Annotated in this window: 16 protein-coding genes; 10 read left to right on the top strand and 6 right to left on the bottom strand. The window is 55.7% G+C overall.

The window, feature by feature from the left end:
• Nucleotides 1–78: 78 nt before the first annotated feature.
• Nucleotides 79–993 (top strand): LysR family transcriptional regulator, encoded by a 915-nt coding sequence (locus AC3Y5R_RS13360; protein WP_489921748.1) that lies wholly within the window; start codon nucleotides 79–81, stop codon nucleotides 991–993.
• On the opposite strand, the gene AC3Y5R_RS13355 is transcribed toward AC3Y5R_RS13360, so the two are convergent.
• Nucleotides 971–1,540, bottom strand: a complete 570-nt coding sequence (locus AC3Y5R_RS13355; RefSeq protein ID WP_158782754.1) for a histidine phosphatase family protein — start codon at nucleotides 1,538–1,540, stop codon at nucleotides 971–973. The genes AC3Y5R_RS13360 and AC3Y5R_RS13355 overlap by 23 nt on opposite strands.
• A gap of 596 nt (nucleotides 1,541–2,136) precedes the next feature.
• Between AC3Y5R_RS13355 and AC3Y5R_RS13350 the strand changes: the two genes are divergently transcribed.
• The 3 genes from AC3Y5R_RS13350 to AC3Y5R_RS13340 are packed head-to-tail and all read left to right on the top strand — an operon-like array spanning nucleotide 2,137 to nucleotide 5,598.
• The gene (locus tag AC3Y5R_RS13350) at nucleotides 2,137–3,531 is read left to right on the top strand and encodes an MFS transporter (RefSeq protein ID WP_489921747.1); all 1,395 of its coding nucleotides are present in this window, start codon (nucleotides 2,137–2,139) and stop codon (nucleotides 3,529–3,531) included.
• Between the two features lie 47 nt (nucleotides 3,532–3,578).
• A complete protein-coding gene (locus AC3Y5R_RS13345) occupies nucleotides 3,579–4,610 on the top strand; it encodes a LacI family DNA-binding transcriptional regulator (RefSeq protein WP_489921746.1) in 1,032 nt (343 codons plus the stop codon).
• Nucleotides 4,611–4,620: 10 nt separating this feature from the next.
• Nucleotides 4,621–5,598: a nucleoside hydrolase gene (locus AC3Y5R_RS13340; RefSeq protein WP_489921745.1), complete on the top strand. Its 978-nt coding sequence runs from the start codon at nucleotides 4,621–4,623 to the stop codon at nucleotides 5,596–5,598.
• A 50-nt stretch (nucleotides 5,599–5,648) separates the two neighbouring features.
• Here the strand turns inward: AC3Y5R_RS13340 and AC3Y5R_RS13335 are convergent, their stop codons facing one another.
• Together AC3Y5R_RS13335 and AC3Y5R_RS13330 are read right to left on the bottom strand one after the other, a co-directional pair.
• Complete coding sequence (locus AC3Y5R_RS13335; protein ID WP_489921744.1) at nucleotides 5,649–7,136, bottom strand: PepSY-associated TM helix domain-containing protein; 1,488 nt, start codon at nucleotides 7,134–7,136, stop codon at nucleotides 5,649–5,651.
• 82 nt (nucleotides 7,137–7,218) lie between these two features.
• The gene (locus AC3Y5R_RS13330; RefSeq protein WP_489921743.1) at nucleotides 7,219–7,620 is read right to left on the bottom strand and encodes a DUF2946 domain-containing protein; all 402 of its coding nucleotides are present in this window, start codon (nucleotides 7,618–7,620) and stop codon (nucleotides 7,219–7,221) included.
• A 132-nt stretch (nucleotides 7,621–7,752) separates the two neighbouring features.
• On the opposite strand from AC3Y5R_RS13330, the gene AC3Y5R_RS13325 reads away from it, so the two are divergent.
• The 5 genes from AC3Y5R_RS13325 (at nucleotide 7,753) to AC3Y5R_RS13305 (ending at nucleotide 11,998) form a co-directional block, all read left to right on the top strand.
• Complete coding sequence (locus AC3Y5R_RS13325) at nucleotides 7,753–8,811, top strand: catalase family peroxidase (RefSeq protein WP_489921742.1); 1,059 nt, start codon at nucleotides 7,753–7,755, stop codon at nucleotides 8,809–8,811.
• Nucleotides 8,808–9,350 (top strand): cytochrome b, encoded by a 543-nt coding sequence (locus tag AC3Y5R_RS13320; RefSeq protein ID WP_489921741.1) that lies wholly within the window; start codon nucleotides 8,808–8,810, stop codon nucleotides 9,348–9,350. Before AC3Y5R_RS13325 ends, AC3Y5R_RS13320 begins: the two co-directional genes overlap by 4 nt.
• A gap of 6 nt (nucleotides 9,351–9,356) precedes the next feature.
• Nucleotides 9,357–9,869, top strand: coding sequence for an RNA polymerase sigma factor (locus AC3Y5R_RS13315; RefSeq protein ID WP_489921740.1), 513 nt, complete (start codon nucleotides 9,357–9,359; stop codon nucleotides 9,867–9,869).
• Nucleotides 9,869–10,615 carry an anti-sigma factor family protein gene (locus AC3Y5R_RS13310; RefSeq protein ID WP_489921739.1) on the top strand — a complete coding sequence of 249 codons (747 nt, stop codon included), beginning with the start codon at nucleotides 9,869–9,871 and terminating at the stop codon, nucleotides 10,613–10,615. The genes AC3Y5R_RS13315 and AC3Y5R_RS13310 overlap by 1 nt, the downstream gene beginning before the upstream one ends.
• A gap of 159 nt (nucleotides 10,616–10,774) precedes the next feature.
• Complete coding sequence (locus AC3Y5R_RS13305; RefSeq protein ID WP_489921738.1) at nucleotides 10,775–11,998, top strand: MFS transporter; 1,224 nt, start codon at nucleotides 10,775–10,777, stop codon at nucleotides 11,996–11,998.
• Between the two features lie 56 nt (nucleotides 11,999–12,054).
• Here the strand turns inward: AC3Y5R_RS13305 and AC3Y5R_RS13300 are convergent, their stop codons facing one another.
• The 3 genes from AC3Y5R_RS13300 to AC3Y5R_RS13290 form a co-directional block, all read right to left on the bottom strand.
• Nucleotides 12,055–12,522, bottom strand: coding sequence for a YbaK/EbsC family protein (locus tag AC3Y5R_RS13300; protein ID WP_489921737.1), 468 nt, complete (start codon nucleotides 12,520–12,522; stop codon nucleotides 12,055–12,057).
• Between the two features lie 72 nt (nucleotides 12,523–12,594).
• Nucleotides 12,595–13,389 (bottom strand): siderophore-iron reductase FhuF, encoded by a 795-nt coding sequence (gene fhuF / locus AC3Y5R_RS13295; protein ID WP_489921736.1) that lies wholly within the window; start codon nucleotides 13,387–13,389, stop codon nucleotides 12,595–12,597.
• A gap of 464 nt (nucleotides 13,390–13,853) precedes the next feature.
• Nucleotides 13,854–14,951: a GGDEF domain-containing protein gene (locus AC3Y5R_RS13290; protein ID WP_489921735.1), complete on the bottom strand. Its 1,098-nt coding sequence runs from the start codon at nucleotides 14,949–14,951 to the stop codon at nucleotides 13,854–13,856.
• 261 nt (nucleotides 14,952–15,212) lie between these two features.
• Between AC3Y5R_RS13290 and AC3Y5R_RS13285 the strand changes: the two genes are divergently transcribed.
• A complete protein-coding gene (locus AC3Y5R_RS13285; protein ID WP_489921734.1) occupies nucleotides 15,213–15,497 on the top strand; it encodes a DUF1435 domain-containing protein in 285 nt (94 codons plus the stop codon).
• The last annotated feature ends 284 nt before the right edge of the window (nucleotides 15,498–15,781 follow it).

The following is a 15,781-nucleotide window of genomic DNA, read 5'->3' as shown; positions in this document are numbered from 1 at the left end:
AGCGTGTCAGATAACCTTACGCTCTGAGGATTAATGCTACTATCCGTTTAATAATGCATAAGCTGGTGAAAATTACCCATGAATCAGCACCCCGATTTGAACTCCCTGAATGCCTTTATGCTGGTCGCTACCCGGCGCAGTTTTCGTCAGGCTGCCGATGAGCTTGGTCTTTCTCCGTCAACTCTCAGCCACATGCTGCGCGCGCTGGAGCAGAAAATGGACGTGCGACTGCTGCACCGCACCACGCGCAGCGTCTCGCCCACTGAAGCCGGTGAAAAACTGCTTGCCAGTTTGCGCCCGGTGCTGCGGGATCTGGACAGCGCACTGGCCTCGCTGGAGGATTTTCGCCAGCAGCCCGCCGGAACGTTGCGTATCAACGCCAGTGAGAGCGCTGCCCGCCAGCTGTTGCAGCAGGCCGTGCCGGTTTTCCTGCAACGTTATCCGGCGGTGACGGTTGATCTGGTAACCGAAGGGCGGCTGATCGATATCGTCAGCGAGCAGTTTGATGCCGGGGTCAGGCTGCTGGAGGATGTGCCGCAGGACATGATAGCCGTACCATTGGGCAGGGAAGTCCGCTTTCTGGCGGTCGCCTCACCTGGGTATTTGCGGCAGCATGGCACGCCCGCCACGCCTGATGCTTTACGACAGCACCAGTGCATCCGTTTTCGTCTGCCAAGCGGCAAGCTCTATCGCTGGGAGTTTTCCCGTCGTGGGGTGGAGCAGGTTATCGAGCCGCCAGGGGCGCTGATGCTGGACCATCTGGAGTTAATGGCCGAAGCAGCCGTTGCCGGATTGGGTATTGCCTATTTGCCGGACAGCGTGGCGGAGCCCTGGTTACGGGCGGGTAAGCTGACGGCGCTGTTGGAGGAGTGGAGCCCGCCTTATCCGGGGCTGGCAATCTACTATCCCGGTCACCGGCATGTTCCGGCGGCGTTAAGGGCGTTTATTGACGTGGTGAAATCTTTGCCGGTTACTTCACCCGTGGCGGAATAAATGGTGGGTGATAAATAGCTGTGCTCCAGTGGCGGCTGCTGGCATGTTTCTCAGCCAGCCAGCCCTCTTTGCGCAGCTGACGGGCAATCATTTTATTCATGATCCCGTGTCCGAGCAGCAGCACGTTGCCGTGACGGGAAAGCTCAATCAGACGGGCAGCAGCCTGTTTTGCCCGTAGCTCGGCTTGCTGCAAAGATTCTACCGATCCGGAATATCCACATAGCCAAAGCAGGCGGAGCAGCAAGAGCCAGAACGAAGGCGGAAGGTGAGGATAGCCCAGCCGCATCACCGGCAGTGAAACTTCGCTAAACAGCGCATCCACCGAGGCCGGCTCCAGTCCCAGCTTCGCCAGCGAAGAACGGGCGCGGGGCAGCGGACTGGTGACGATGTAATCCGCCATGGCCGCAGCATGCTGGCTCCTGTCCGGCGGCACATCTTCCACCTGTGATAAATCATAGGCTTCACACCACTGCTCCATCGCCAGAGCAGGCAGGCAGCCACCGGAAGGGTGATCGGGTTTACCGTGTCGCATCAGGATGATCGTCATCGCTTTTTCCCCGGCTTTTTTTTCAGAGTAAATGTCGCTGTGACTTAAAACAAATGGCGCAGCCCGTTTTCAGACCAGGTCGCCCTGCCTTGTTTCGTCATCCTGCTGAAATAAAACGCTGTTTAGATGGCAGTCGCCAGAGCCGGTAAAAGTGTGAGTAAAAATTCGACTTTAGTGAAGGTTTTTCGCAGTGTTTTCGTATGAGTTTTGATCATTAAAAATCATGAAAGCATTAATGGTATGTAAAATATGATTTTTTGTTTTTGTGCGTGGATTGAAATGTGAAGTAGATCTAATTTATTTGAGGTGATCGCTTGCTTTGTCTACGCGCGTAGATACAATGAGCGCGTTGTCAAAATTCACGGTGCCTGATGTTTTTCTGCTCCAGTGAAGGTCACCTTTGTTTCACGTTATCAATACGACTGGTTACGAAAACCGGCGGACGGGAAGCGAACAGAACTCACCCCAACACCAGGGAACCAGTTACTGACCTTTTAGCATGGCTCAGCAAAAGAACGTCCTCACTGGCGAATTTTCCTGCGATATCAGGAAGCCAGGCAGGGCAAAAATAAGAATCCTCATCAGGGAATTTTTTAATGTCCACACAACAAAGCATCCGGCAAGAGGCTTCGCTGTCCGCACACTCTGCGGCAGATGAACGCCTGGCCACCACGGAAGGTCTCAAGGATTTCTGGCGGGCAACCGTCTCATGCTGGCTGGGAACCGCCATGGAGTATGCGGATTTCGCGCTCTACGGCCTGGCTGCCGGCATTATCTTTGGCGATGTTTTCTTTCCTGAAGCCACCCCTGCGATGGCGCTCCTCTCCAGTTTTGCGACCTGGTCCGTTGGCTTTATTGCCCGCCCGATTGGCGCGCTGTTCTTCGGCTGGCTGGGCGACCGTAAGGGCCGTAAGGTGGTGATGGTGTCCACCATCATCCTGATGGGGGCCTCTACCACGTTAATCGGCCTGATCCCCAGCTACGCCTCAATTGGTCTCTGGGCACCCGCTTGTCTGGTGGCCCTGCGCTTCAGCCAGGGCTTCGGCGCGGGAGCAGAACTCTCCGGCGGCACGGTGATGCTGGGCGAATATGCCCCGGCTGAAAAACGTGGTCTGGTCTCTTCCATCATTGCGCTCGGCTCCAACAGCGGCACGCTGGTCGCCTCCCTTGTCTGGCTGGCTGTGGTGCAGATGGATCAGCATCAGCTTCAGGAGTGGGGCTGGCGTATTCCTTTCCTCTGCAGCTCGCTGATTGCGCTGGTCGCCCTGTGGATCCGCCGTCATCTGAAGGAAACGCCGGTCTTCGAACGGAAAAAAGAGGAATTGCTCGCGGAACGCACCGGCCTGCAAAAGGCTCAGCCACAGCCGGTGGATACCCGCAGCTTCCTGCAGCGCAGTCGCTCTTTCCTGGTGATGGTTGGCCTGCGTATTGGCGAAAACGGTCCCTCCTATCTCGCCCAGGGCTTCATCATCGGGTATGTGGTTAAAGTGCTGACGGTGGATAAATCCGTTGCCACCACTGCGGTGTTTATCGCTTCGCTGCTGGGTTTCCTGATCATTCCTTTTGCCGGCTGGTTGTCTGACCGCTTTGGCCGACGTATCACTTATCGCTGGTTCTGTCTGCTGCTGATCCTCTATGCGTTCCCGGCCTTTATGCTGCTGGATTCCCGCGAGCCGGTAATCGTGATCTCGACTATCGTGGTGGGGATGGGGCTGGCTTCTTTAGGCATCTTTGGCGTGCAGGCGGCCTGGGGCGTGGAGATGTTCGGTGTGAATCATCGCTATACTAAGATGGCGACCGCGAAAGAGCTGGGTTCAATCCTTTCCGGCGGCACGGCACCACTGGTAGCCGCGGCGCTGCTCTCCTGGACCGGTCACTGGTGGCCGATTGCCACCTACTTTGCGGGAATGGCAGCGATTGGTTTCCTGACCACCTTTGTGGCACCGGAAACGCGGGGACGCGATCTTAATGCGCCGGAAGATGCAATCTGATGTCAACCGGCCTGCGGGCCGGTTAATGATCTTTACAAGGCGGAAATTTGGCAAAAGATAGCTCCAGGCGGGCAACCCGGGCCGATGTGGCACGGGTTGCCGGAACCTCCGTCGCGGTGGTCAGTTACGTGATCAATAATGGTCCGAGGCCGGTTGCGGAAGCAACGCGGCTTCGCGTGCTTGAAGCGGTAAAGAAAACAGGCTACCGGCCCAACAGCGTCGCACGGGCGCTGGCCTCCGGCACCAGCAAAACCTACGGGCTGGTGGTACCGAATATCTCCAATGCGTTTATCGCTTCCTTTGCTCATGCATTGCAGCAGGAGGCTTCCCGGTCCGGCATGGTCATGCTGCTGGGCGATGCCGGTGACAGCCGTAAGCGCGAGCTGGAACTGATCAATAATCTGCTGAGCCAGCAGGTCGATGGACTGTTTTATAACAGTGTTGATCGCCATCCCTATATTGATGTGATTCAGGCCAGCGGCACGCCGCTGGTGATGCTGGACCGTGTCGATCCTGCCCTGAACGTCAATATCCTGCGGGTTGATGAGCGCGAAGCCGCTTATCAGGTTACTGCCCACTTACTCAGCCACGGCTACCAGCAGGTGGGGATCATCTGCGGGCCGCTGGAAATGTTCAATACGCAGGATCGTCTGTCCGGCTGGCGTCAGGCGCTGGCCGATTTTGGCGTGAAGGAGCATGCAGAGTGGGTATTTCCCACCACCTATACCCGCGATGGCGGTTATCAGGCGGCGAAGAAGATGCTGCAGGCAGGAAATATTCCCCGCGCACTATTTGCCACCAACGAAACGCAGGCGATTGGCTGCATTCGTGCGTTGGCAGAACACGGAATTACGGTTCCGGAGCAGGTTGCTCTGGTCTGTTTTAACGGAACGGATCAGTCAGCGTTTCATGTCCCTTCACTGACTACCGTCCGGCAGCCGGTGGAGGAAATGGCGAAGAAAGCCATCGAGATGCTGTCAGCCAGGGAAGGCGAAGTCCAGCTGAGTGAGTTTGCTCATCAGCTACAGATAGGCGAATCCTGCGGCTGCGCCTTCAGAGTCTGCGCCGCCGGAAAATAATAAGATAAAAATGAAACGATTAATTATTGATTGTGACCCAGGAAATGGCATTACCGGTGCGAACGTGGATGACGGTCTGGCGCTTGCGCTGGCCTTAGGCTCAGCAGACATTTCGCTGGAGCTGATCACCACTGTGGCAGGCAATACTCCCAGTGATACCGGCTTTAACGTGGCGAAAGATCTGGTGGAGCGGCTGGGCCTGAATGTGCCGGTGCACAAAGGCGCGGAGCGGGCACTGGCTGAAGCGCCGGAACCGTGGCGTGAGGCGCTGGATAACCGGGTCCACAGCTCACAACTGGCCCATCTCTGGCAGGGTATCCGTTCGCCGGAGGTTCATCAGGCACCTGATGAAGACGCCGCCGATGCCATTGGTAAGCTGATTTGCGCTAATCCGGGAAAAATCACCCTGGTGGCGATTGGCCCGCTGACTAATGTGGCACTGGCAATGGAGCGCTATCCGGAAATGATCGATGCGGTGCAGGAAATCGCCATTATGGGCGGCGTTTTTGCGCTGGATGATTTTATCAAGGACACCAATTTCGGGCTCGATCCGGAAGCGGCTCAGCGGGTGCTGACCTGCGGAGCCACCCTGACGCTGGTGCCGATGGATGTGACTACCCAGACGCTGTTGACCCATAAGGATCTGGACCGCTTTGCGAAAATTGACACCACGCTGGCAAAATTTGTTTGTGAAACGCTGCGACCGTGGCTGGATTACTCCATTCAGACCCGCAACCTGCCGGGCTGCTGGATCCACGACGCGCTGGTTGTGGCCTGGCTGATTAATCAGCGGGTAGCAACTGCCGCCGATTACTATGTTGACGTGGAGCTGCGGCCGGGGATGACGCGGGGTAAATCCTGGCGCTTCCGGCCACCACTACGGGTTGATGTGGCTGTTGGTGAACCCACGGGTGGATTGGTGCATGTGCTGCAAACTGTGGATAATCAGTTGCTGGTAGGAATGCTGGAGCAGGCGTTAAAAGGATAACGCCTCAGGGTGCGCATTGCTGCGCACCAGCTATAAACACCAGTGAAGCATCAGGCTTGTGCGACCTTCGTCGCCCGCTGCCAGCGCAGGGCATCAATCACCAGCAACACCAGCAGGCTTACCCCCATCACCGGCAGGCTCAGTGCCAGCGCGACAGTACACACCAGCAGTAAAAAGCGGGCGCTGATCGACAGCTTACGCCAGCAGTACCACAGCGTTTCTGCCGGATGCGCACCCTGGCCAGCGGCAGGACGGCGCAGCCACCACAGGCGATAGCCCATCACAATCATCACGCACAGTCCCAGGCCGAAGAATGCCAGCAGTAACTGATTAGGCAGGCCAAACAACACCCCCATATGTGCATCCACGCCCCAGCGGGTCAGTTTCGCCAGCAGGCCAAATTGGGCAAATTCCACCTTGTCCACCACGCGGAAGCTGTTTGGATCCACTGCCACGCTGTCCACCTGGGTAGGCCAGCTGCGATCAATCTCGCTAACGATCCATGCTTTGTCCGCCCTCCAGGCAGGACGGATCTCAATCTTCCCGGCGTTAATTCCCGCTGCACGGGCTGCTTTCACCACCCCATCAAACTGTGCAGGTAAAATCCTTACGGCAGGATTGTTCTCCGGCATGCCTGCCATCTTGTGCTCAGCATGCTCATCCGCATGCATCTTCATGGCAGGCATACTGTGCCCGGCGTGTTTGTCGGCAGGCATCTCCATTCCTGGCATACTCTCCCTTTCAGCGGGCTGCTGTGGGTTCAGAACGGTATTCACTGAAGGCGTCAGCCAGCCAAAATGCGCACGCATGGCGGAGATATTGTCCCCGGCCCAGCGCGACCAGGTCAGGCCGGTGGCGGAGAAGAACAGCAGTCCCAGCACCAGCACCAGGCCCAGCGTGGTATGCCAGTAGCGGTTACGCAGTATTTGCTGTCCGCGCGACTTTTTGTTGCCTTTTCCCGCGTGCGGCGAACGACTGGTGGCCCACATCAGCACGCCGCCCAGTGCGGCAACCCACAGCCAGCTGGCTGCCAGTTCACTGTAGTTTCTGCCGGGGGCGCCCAGCAGCAGATTACGGTGCAGGTAATCCAGCCAGGTGCGGAAGGGCAGCACGCCGCTGGTGCCATAAACATCCAGCATCCCGCGGATTTCCAGGGTATTCGGGTCGATAAATACCGCTGTGGTTTCCGAAGGGCCGGAGTGTGGCGTGGTGAACATGACGCGGGTGGTTTCACCGGGTTGGGGAGCAGGGCGAACCGCAGAGATTTTCACCCCATGGCCGATCAACTCTTCCGCCACTCTGATTTGATCGGCAAGAGGCTTAGCGGGGCCGCTGGCAGGTTTAGTGAATAACTGATGAGCGTATAGCGCGTTTTCCAGCTGTGGCGTCAGAACATACAGCGTTCCGGTCAGGGCGGCGATAAAGATAAACGGGCCAATAAACAGGCCAATATAAAAATGCAGACGATGCAGTAGCGGCATTAACGCACTGCGTGTTTGTGAGGCGCGGGCAGGCTGCGCCAGAGTTTTTTCTGACATATTTATTCCATCCGCCTGTTTCCAGGCATGAGCAGGTGGCTGTCGTTTTACGACGGCATATTTTTGGATTAAGTCTTGAAGCTCAGTACGCCGGTGGGGCGCGGGGATGGAAAAAACGAGGAATAAACCGGGCAACTGCCGGGCGGAATAGCGGCAGATTGGGAGGCTTTGCCGCCTGTAATGAGGACCACAGCGGCGGCAGGCTGGTCAGGTCCAGCGGCAGGTGAGCCAGCAGAACGCAGTAACCACAGGCGTTGTCTTCCATCATCGACACCGGATGATGCTGCAACATCCGGGCATGTTCAGCCGGGGTCATCACCATCATCGGCATGTCATCCATTGCCATACCCGGCATGCTCATCATCATCGCGGCGTGACGCGCAGGCGTCTGCTCCAGTGCTTTGGAGATCACCGGGGCGATAAACAGCAGCAGTATGGCAAACAGGCCAAGCCAGGCCGCAAAACGGCTGGGTGACCGGTGCATCCTTAAAAGCGACAACCCTGAACACTCTGTGTCAGAAATGAACGGCGGGGATTGTAGCAAAAATATTTTTTTCCGGAGGGAATAAAACGGTCACTGGTTCGTTTTATCTGCTCAACAGCACAACTGTGAGCAATGATTATGAAGCAATCGTCTCCTTTATCGCGCCTTTTGCGCTTCGCCCTTGTGGGCGGCATCCCGATCCTGCTGGCGATCCTGTTTTTATGGGCCGGTGGCTGGCTCAGCCCGCAACGTCTGACGGCCGGTAAGCTGCTAGATACGCTGCAAAGTGGTCCGGGCGAGAAGCCGGGCTTCCGGCGCAACCATGCCAAGGGGCTGTGCGTTATTGGCGAGTTTGATGCCAACGGTAATGCCAGTGTCTTGTCGAAAGCTGCTCTGTTTGCACCAGGAAAAACGCCGGTAACCGGTCGTTTCGCCATCGCCGGGGGCAACCCGGATGCGCCTGATTTTGCGGTACCCATCCGCAGTATGGCGCTGGCATTCACCTCTCCTTCAGGACAGCAGTGGCGTACCGGGATGAATGCGATGCCGTTTTTCCCGCTGCCGACCCCGGAAGCCTTCTATGAACAGCTGGTCGCCAGTAAACCCGATCCGGCTACCGGCAAACCCGATCCGCAAAAGATGCAGGCCTTTGTGGCTAAGTACCCAGCAGTGAAGGTTTTCGGTGCCTGGGCGCAGAAGTATGTCCCTTCCGGCAGCTGGGCGGTTGACCGCTATAACAGCCTTAATGCCTTCAATTTTATCGATAAAAACGGCCAGAGCCATCTGGTGCGCTGGAGCATGGTGCCGCAACAGACGTGGCAGCCGATTTCCGAAAGTGACCATCAGAATAAAGATTTCCTGCAGCAGGATCTGGTGAAAAGGCTGGCGCAGGGGCCGCTGAAATGGGACCTGATCGTTACCGTGGCGCAGGCAGGTGATGCCAGTAACGATGCCAGCAAATTGTGGCCTGCCGACCGCCAGACGATTAATGCCGGGACGCTGATGCTGAACAGTACGGTTCCGCAGGAAGGCGGCCCATGCAACAACATCAATTATGACCCGCTGATCCTGCCGGACGGCATTGCTGCCTCTGACGATCCGCTGCTCAATGCCCGTTCAGCCGCTTACGCCAAATCCTATAACCGCCGGACTCAGGAAGAGGCGCATCAGGCGCCAGGAGAGCATCTATGAAACAGGTCACGCATTTTCATCCTGCACTGCGCGTGCTGCACTGGCTGATGGCCGCCGCTATCCTGAGCATGTTATTTATAGGCGTGGCGATGGTCGCTACCGTTTCCTCGCTGCATGGCCTGCTGGTGGCCATTCACAAACCGCTGGGCGTGGCGATTTTGCTGCTGGTGCTGGTTCGCTTGTGGTTGCGTTTCACTACTGCCACACCGCCGCTGCCTGCTTCGATCCCCTCGGTGCAGAAAGCGCTGGCGCATCTTTCCCACTGGGTGCTTTACGGACTGATACTGGTGCAACCTGTGATTGGCTGGGCAATGCTCTCGGCGGCGGGCTATCCTGTGAGTTTAGGGCCAGATTTTCTGTTGCCGCCCATCACGCCGGTCAGTAACGATCTCTATGCCGTTCTGCGTCCGCTGCACAGCTGGGTGGCGCTGCTGCTGTTTGCGATGGTGATGCTGCATCTGGCCGCCGCACTGTTGCACGGGCTGATATTGCGTGATGGCGTGTTCAGCAGTATGTCCGGGTATAAACGACGGGGATAATGCGTTATGCCACCGCTGACGGATGCACAGATTCGTGAAGTGATGCCACATTTGCAGCGGTTTGCGCTGTGGCTGACCCGCAACCCCCACGCTGCGGAAGACCTGGTGCAGTCCTGCCTGACCAAAGCCCTGAGCCGCTGGCGTGGTTATCAGGGTGAGGAAAGCTTGCGGGCGTGGCTGTTTGCCATTCTCTACCGGCAGTTTATTGACGGTGAGCGTCGCCGCAAACGTTATCAGCGCCTACTCAGCTTTTTCACCGGCGAGGAGCAGGGCAGCAGCGAAACCGCTGAAACGCTGGCGATCACCGATGAGACGCTGGCGCAGTTTGCGCGGCTGTCGGCCGATGCCAGAGCGTTGTTGCTGATGAAAAACTATGAAGGGATGAGCTATCAGGAAGCGGCTGTAGCGCTGGATATCCCGGTCGGGACGGTGATGTCACGCCTTTCGCGGGCGAGAAAGCAGCTGCACCACTATCTGGAAGGTAAGGCCCCTTCTGTCGCATTAAGGAGACTGAAATAGTGCGCGAGCAACCCGAAGAAGCAGAACTGCACGCCTGGCTTGACGGCGAGGCGGATGCTGAAACGGCCCGGCGAGTGGAGCGCTGGCTGGTGGAAAATCCCCAGGCTGCGGCGGAAGTTGAAGGCTGGCGTTGCGATGCCCGGCAGCTACGGCTGGCCCTGCATCAGCAGGAGCAGCTGATGGAAACGCCTCAGCCCGCTCAGCTGCGTCAGCATGTGCGGCAGAAACGGCAGTGGAAGATGGTAGCCGCTTGCGCACTGGTACTGACTCTCAGCCTTGGCGGCTGGTCTGGCTGGCAGTTGAAGAATGCCCAGCTGCTGGCAGGGCATCTGCCGATGGAAGATGCGGTGCAGGCTTATAAATTGTTTGGCACTGAAACTGCCGCAAATCTGGATGTGGTGCCGGGCAACAGCGGTGAACTGACATCATGGGTACAACGTTACTTTATCAACGGTACGCTGCCGCCCAACCTTGAGCAGTTTGGTTTCCGGCTGTTGGGAGCAAGGCTGATGGCAACGGATAACGGCCCGGCGGCGCTGGTGATGTACCAGGATCTGCAGGGTACCAAAGTGGCCTGGTATATTCGCCCCATCGAACCGGTAAAGTTGCCACACGGCGAACGGCAGGACAGCGATCTGATGGCGCAATACTGGAGCGATAATCACTATAATTATGCGCTGGTCTCGCCAGCTTCAGCTGGGGGCGTGGATAACATGCGCGAGGCGATCCGGCAGTCCACCAGTTAATAATGCGTTTGTGAAGCAGCTGAAACAGCTGCTTACAGCCTGAAGTAAAGACTGACAAATGTGCCGGGATGGCTATCTTCTTACATGCTATAAACAAATGATTAACATTTCACCGGCCCGCCGTTCGGGCTGTGGCAGTCTGTAAGACAGGATAACCCTATGTTCAACTGGACCCCGACCCAGCGCAATGTGGCCTTTGCAAGTTTTGCCAGCTGGACGCTGGATGCGTTTGACTTTTTTATACTGATCTTCGTATTAAGTGATTTAGCCGCTAATTTTCATACAGAAATTTCAGATGTCTCCATTGCCATCATGCTAACCCTGGCAGTGCGCCCGGTCGGCGCTCTGGTGTTTGGCCGGCTGGCTGAAAAATATGGCCGTCGCCCAATCCTGATGGTCAACATCGTGCTGTTCTCCCTGTTTGAACTGTTTTCCGCGTGGTCGCCAACGCTGGGCGCGTTCCTCGCCTTCAGGGTGATTTATGGCGTGGCGATGGGCGGTGTCTGGGGCGTGGCCTCGTCACTGGCAATGGAAACCATCCCTGACCGTTCGCGCGGCATGATGTCCGGCATTTTCCAGGCGGGCTATCCCTGCGGCTACCTGCTGGCTTCAATCATCTTCGGCCTGTTCTACAGTATGGTCGGCTGGCGCGGTATGTTCATGATTGGCGCGCTGCCAATCCTGCTGTTGCCCTTTATTTACTTCAAAGTACCGGAATCGCCGGTCTGGCTGGCGGCGAGAGAACGCAAAGAGAGCACCGCGCTGTTGCCGGTGCTGCGAAGCCACTGGAAGCTCTGCATCTATCTTGTGCTGCTGATGGCCTGCTTTAACTTCTTCAGCCACGGAACGCAGGATCTCTACCCGACGTTCCTGAAGGTGCAGCACGGCTTTGACCCGCATACGGTCAGCATTATCGCGATTTGTTACAACATTGCGGCAATGCTGGGTGGGGTGTTCTTCGGAACGCTGTCGGAGAAAATTGGCCGTAAGAAAGCGATGATCATTGCTGCCTTCCTGGCGCTGCCGGTGCTGCCGCTGTGGGCTTTCTCTACCGGTTCAGTGATGATTGGCGTGGGCGCTTTCCTGATGCAGTTTATGGTGCAGGGCGCGTGGGGCGTGGTGCCGACCTACCTGACCGAGCTGGTTCCCGCCAATACCCGTGCGGTGCTGCCAGGTTTTGTCTACCAGTTGGGGAACCTTATTGCCTCGGTTAACGCCACGCTGCAGTCACGCATTGCGGAAGCGCACGGCAATAACTACGGGCTGGCGATGGCGATTGTGGCCGGAACCGTGGCGGTGCTGATCTGCGTGTTTGTGGCCTTTGGCCGGGAAACGCGGGGAGTGGAAATTTCTGCGAAGGTTGAGGAGCAGAGGTCGGCTTAAAACTCAGCAGGTGAGTGCCCGGGGAACTCAATGTTGGGTTCCCCCTACAGCTTGCGTCAGCCAGGAAGCTGGCAGACATCCACCCAGGTGGCTTCGGTCAGTTCCGCCATCAGCTGCGGCGTAATACGCACCGCGCTGTGAACCGAACCTGCAGCGGGCAACACCTCATCATAATGTTTCAGTGAAACGTCGCAGAATACCTGTAGCGGTGTTTCCAGGCCGAACGGACAGACGCCGCCAACGGGATGCCCCGTCCAGTTTACCACCTCATCCGTGCTCAGCATCCGGGCTTTGGAACCCAGCGTCTCTTTCAGCTTACGGTTATCAAGGCGGGCATCACCGCGGGTGACAATCAGCACCACCCGATCTTTTACCTTCAGCGACAGCGTCTTGGCAATCTGCCCCGGCTCAACGTGGTGCGCCCTGGCGGCCAGCTCAACGGTGGCGGTGCTTTCAGGCAGTTCAATAATGCCAATGTCAGGGGCGCGCTCGGCAAAGCATTGCCGTACAGACTCCAGGCTCATGCTTATCTCCCTCTTTCAGAGCGGATAAAGCTGCCACAGAACAGGCGGGTTTGTAAACGGGAACCAATGAAATCAGACAGGATTCAGCGTGCAGTTGCCGCAACGTTGAACATCTGGCAGACGGTAGCGCTGGCAGCAGGTGCGACGCTGCATTTCTCCGCCGCGCGGCAGCATGGTGCGGTAGAAAGGATTATCAGAACCATCCAGCAGGGTGCGGGAGAAGAAAAAGGCATGTTCCAGCTCGGTCCGCAGCTTTTCGCCGATCAGCGGGGCAATTTCACCAAGGAACCAGTACAGCGCAAAGCCGGTGTTGCTCCAGATCAGCTTGGCGTTGATATCGCCATGCTGCTCAATGCCGCTGACCACCGGGATCAGATGGTGCTGGATCAGCCGGTCCAGGCGACGGTGTGGGCTGAGATAACGTGCTTCTTCATCTTCACGCACGTTAAACCAGAAGGTGGCCGGACGGCCGGTTTCATGAAACTCAACGTGGCAATGTTCCGGTGAGATATCCAGCGCGCGGTTTTCCAGCAGCAACGCCATGATCATTGGCGGCATCACCAGCCCGAGGTACCACTGCGCCCAAAGTGACTGCAGCGGCTTGTTTTCGCGCTCCATCTCGCCATGCTCACGGTAGATGTAATCACCGTAAAGCTGGTTAAGACGGGTAAAGCTCTGCGGTTCAGACCAGCGGTTCAGCGTCATGCAGCTGGCGGGGGCTTCTTCACCCAGCCTGATCGTGTCGAGGAAATAGGCACGGTGCTCGCTGAACAGAGCGCGCAGCGAAGTCGCCAGCGATCGATTGCTCTGCAAAAAGATCAGCGGGTAGGAACCATACTCAGATGCCTGATGAACAATCGTGGTCATGGGGTATCCAGGTTAAACCGAAGTACAAAAACAAATGATAATCGTTCTTGATTCTACCTGAGGGCCACCGGACAAACAAGCGCCAATAAGTGCGATGTTATAAAGGCGTGATCGGGAGCGGGGCAGAGCGGCGCCCCGTGATTATCCCTGCTGCCAAAGTGGATAAAGCGCATAGTTCCGTCAGGGAAATTAATCCATTCTCCATTAAGGGTCAGAAGAAATTAATTCCTGAATTCGGGAATAATATTAAATTTCAGCACAAGAAGTCATGTATTCAGCCACTTTTTCCCTTATTCAGAGATGATTTTAATTAAGTGCTGATATTTCATTCGTGCAGGTAATGTTTCAGGCGGTATTTTTCAGGGGGAATGATTTCTGAAATAGCGGGAATGCTGTGGTTTGAATTAAGTTAAAATATAAATATCTAGAATGAATAGGCCCGAAAGTGTCGGGCCGTGACTTTATTACACCGCATCCACAGGCTGGCTCATGCTGCTTTTGGCTATATCTTCATAAGAAAGGATATTATTTCGCCCGCGATTCTTTGCCAGATAGAGTGCCCGGTCGGCATTAGCCAGTGCGCCGTCAAAGTCCTCTTCAAACATCGGGGCGAAGCCCGCGCTGATGGTGACATGCGTGGCGACCCGATCGTTGAAGCGATGCGGGATTTCAAGGTCCAGCACATACTGGCGTATCCGTTCAGCCAGCTTGCGTGCAATCGACTCGTTGACGTTGGTCAGCAGCACCAGAAACTCCTCGCCGCCGTAGCGCGTCACGATATCGCGCGAGCGCACCGCATCACGAATGGCAACGGAGACCCTCGCCAGCGCCTGATCGCCCATTGCATGACCATAGTTGTCGTTATAGGCCTTGAAATGATCGATATCCAGCAGCAGCACAAAGTGGCTCCCTGCGTGATTGTCGAGGATATTCTCCAGCCGGTTTTTCAGACCACGGCGGTTATACAGGCCGGTCAGTGGATCGAGCATGCTCAAATCACTGTAGGTCTCTTTCTCTTCATACAGCTGGCGCATCAGGCGACGGGTGAACATATCCCGGCGACGCAACATCAGATGATGCAGCGTAAACCCGATCAGCGGCAGGGAAATTGTGAATAAAATCAATAATGTATTCTGGCTGTGATCCAGCACTATCACCGCCACAGAAGGCGGAGCGGTATGCAGACAGAAAGCCAGTAGGTGATCGCCCAGCGCAATAGCACTGATAAAGAACACGCTAATCAGGCTGATCACCAGAAAGCTGCTGTCAAAATAAAAGACTAATTCATACTTAAGGACAATTTGCCATGTCCACAGCAATCCGGTTATTACCGCAACAATATTTAATAGCGGGAATTTGTGCTGTGGCCTCAAAAGCATCCACAACAATAACACCGTGCTGAGAACTGCAATGATCAGCGTTGGGGTGGTAAAGGTGAAAGCCGGGTTTTTTCCATTACTGCAAAAACTAAATAAAGACGTAGCTGTGTTTAAAAAAAGAAATAGCATCAGCGACAGCCGATGCTTGCTGTGAAGCAATTCATCATAGCTTTGTAATTTCATTATTTTCTACTCATGACTGCCCTGAATAGCACACGGCGGTAACCTAAATTGCCGGTCTATTTTGTGCCTGGAATAGTTTAGTGCTGTTATTATTTGAATTTTCTTAATAATAATGCATCCCCAATTTATCACTTAACAAACTTACTGTCATCAGGGTGCGTAAGGTTTCAACTCCCCTGCAACTATTTTTGCTGAAAAATGATAAATATTCTTATATGCTGTTGGTAATCATTATCATTTAAAACGATGTGGGATAAGACAATGCTGATAGCGATGGTCACCGCATGTGGACTTTGGGGGGTGAGCTGGATGTTTGGAAAACGACTGGATAGCGGCTGGGGCGTGCTACTACCTTGCGCACTGATGCCGCTGATCTCGCTGATGAAGCTCTCCTTCACCGAATGGCGCGTGGTAATGGTCGTTGCGCTGCTGGCCACGGTGGTCATGCTTTATCATAAACGGCTGCGCCACTATCTTCTGTTGCCTTCATGCCTGGCGCTGGCTGGCGGTATGGCGGCGATCTCAATCAATTTCGGTACGTTGTGATCGGGGACGTTAAGTCAGAAACGTCGCGCTCAGAAAATCAGCCCGGATAACTCAGATGCGTTGTAAAAGAAAATCAGTCCGGGTAAGCCAGATGCGCGTAAAAGAAAATCAGTCAGGCTGAATCAGATATTTTGTAACAGAAGGATAGCTGAGGGACGTGACAGGGAAGTGGGTCTTACAGATTTGTTCGGGAAGAGAAAATCAACATGGTGCGAAGAGAGGGACTTGAACCCTCACGTCCGTTAAGACACTAACACCTGAAGCTAGCGCGTCTACCAATTCCG

It is taken from the genome of Erwinia sp. 009765445 (assembly GCF_058137865.1).
This window is presented reverse-complemented; position numbering and strand designations above follow the sequence as displayed.

Coding starts and splice junctions, on each gene's coding strand:
- AC3Y5R_RS13360 (WP_489921748.1), top strand. CDS start 79: ATGAATCAGCACCCCGATTTGAACTCCCTGAATGCCTTTATGCTGGTC.
- AC3Y5R_RS13325 (WP_489921742.1), top strand. CDS start 7,753: ATGATTATGAAGCAATCGTCTCCTTTATCGCGCCTTTTGCGCTTCGCC.
- AC3Y5R_RS13355 (WP_158782754.1), bottom strand. CDS start 1,540: ATGACGATCATCCTGATGCGACACGGTAAACCCGATCACCCTTCCGGT.
- AC3Y5R_RS13315 (WP_489921740.1), top strand. CDS start 9,357: ATGCCACCGCTGACGGATGCACAGATTCGTGAAGTGATGCCACATTTG.
- AC3Y5R_RS13290 (WP_489921735.1), bottom strand. CDS start 14,951: ATGAAATTACAAAGCTATGATGAATTGCTTCACAGCAAGCATCGGCTG.
- AC3Y5R_RS13335 (WP_489921744.1), bottom strand. CDS start 7,136: ATGTCAGAAAAAACTCTGGCGCAGCCTGCCCGCGCCTCACAAACACGC.
- AC3Y5R_RS13340 (WP_489921745.1), top strand. CDS start 4,621: ATGAAACGATTAATTATTGATTGTGACCCAGGAAATGGCATTACCGGT.
- AC3Y5R_RS13300 (WP_489921737.1), bottom strand. CDS start 12,522: ATGAGCCTGGAGTCTGTACGGCAATGCTTTGCCGAGCGCGCCCCTGAC.
- fhuF (WP_489921736.1), bottom strand. CDS start 13,389: ATGACCACGATTGTTCATCAGGCATCTGAGTATGGTTCCTACCCGCTG.
- AC3Y5R_RS13320 (WP_489921741.1), top strand. CDS start 8,808: ATGAAACAGGTCACGCATTTTCATCCTGCACTGCGCGTGCTGCACTGG.
- AC3Y5R_RS13350 (WP_489921747.1), top strand. CDS start 2,137: ATGTCCACACAACAAAGCATCCGGCAAGAGGCTTCGCTGTCCGCACAC.
- AC3Y5R_RS13305 (WP_489921738.1), top strand. CDS start 10,775: ATGTTCAACTGGACCCCGACCCAGCGCAATGTGGCCTTTGCAAGTTTT.
- AC3Y5R_RS13330 (WP_489921743.1), bottom strand. CDS start 7,620: ATGCACCGGTCACCCAGCCGTTTTGCGGCCTGGCTTGGCCTGTTTGCC.
- AC3Y5R_RS13285 (WP_489921734.1), top strand. CDS start 15,213: ATGCTGATAGCGATGGTCACCGCATGTGGACTTTGGGGGGTGAGCTGG.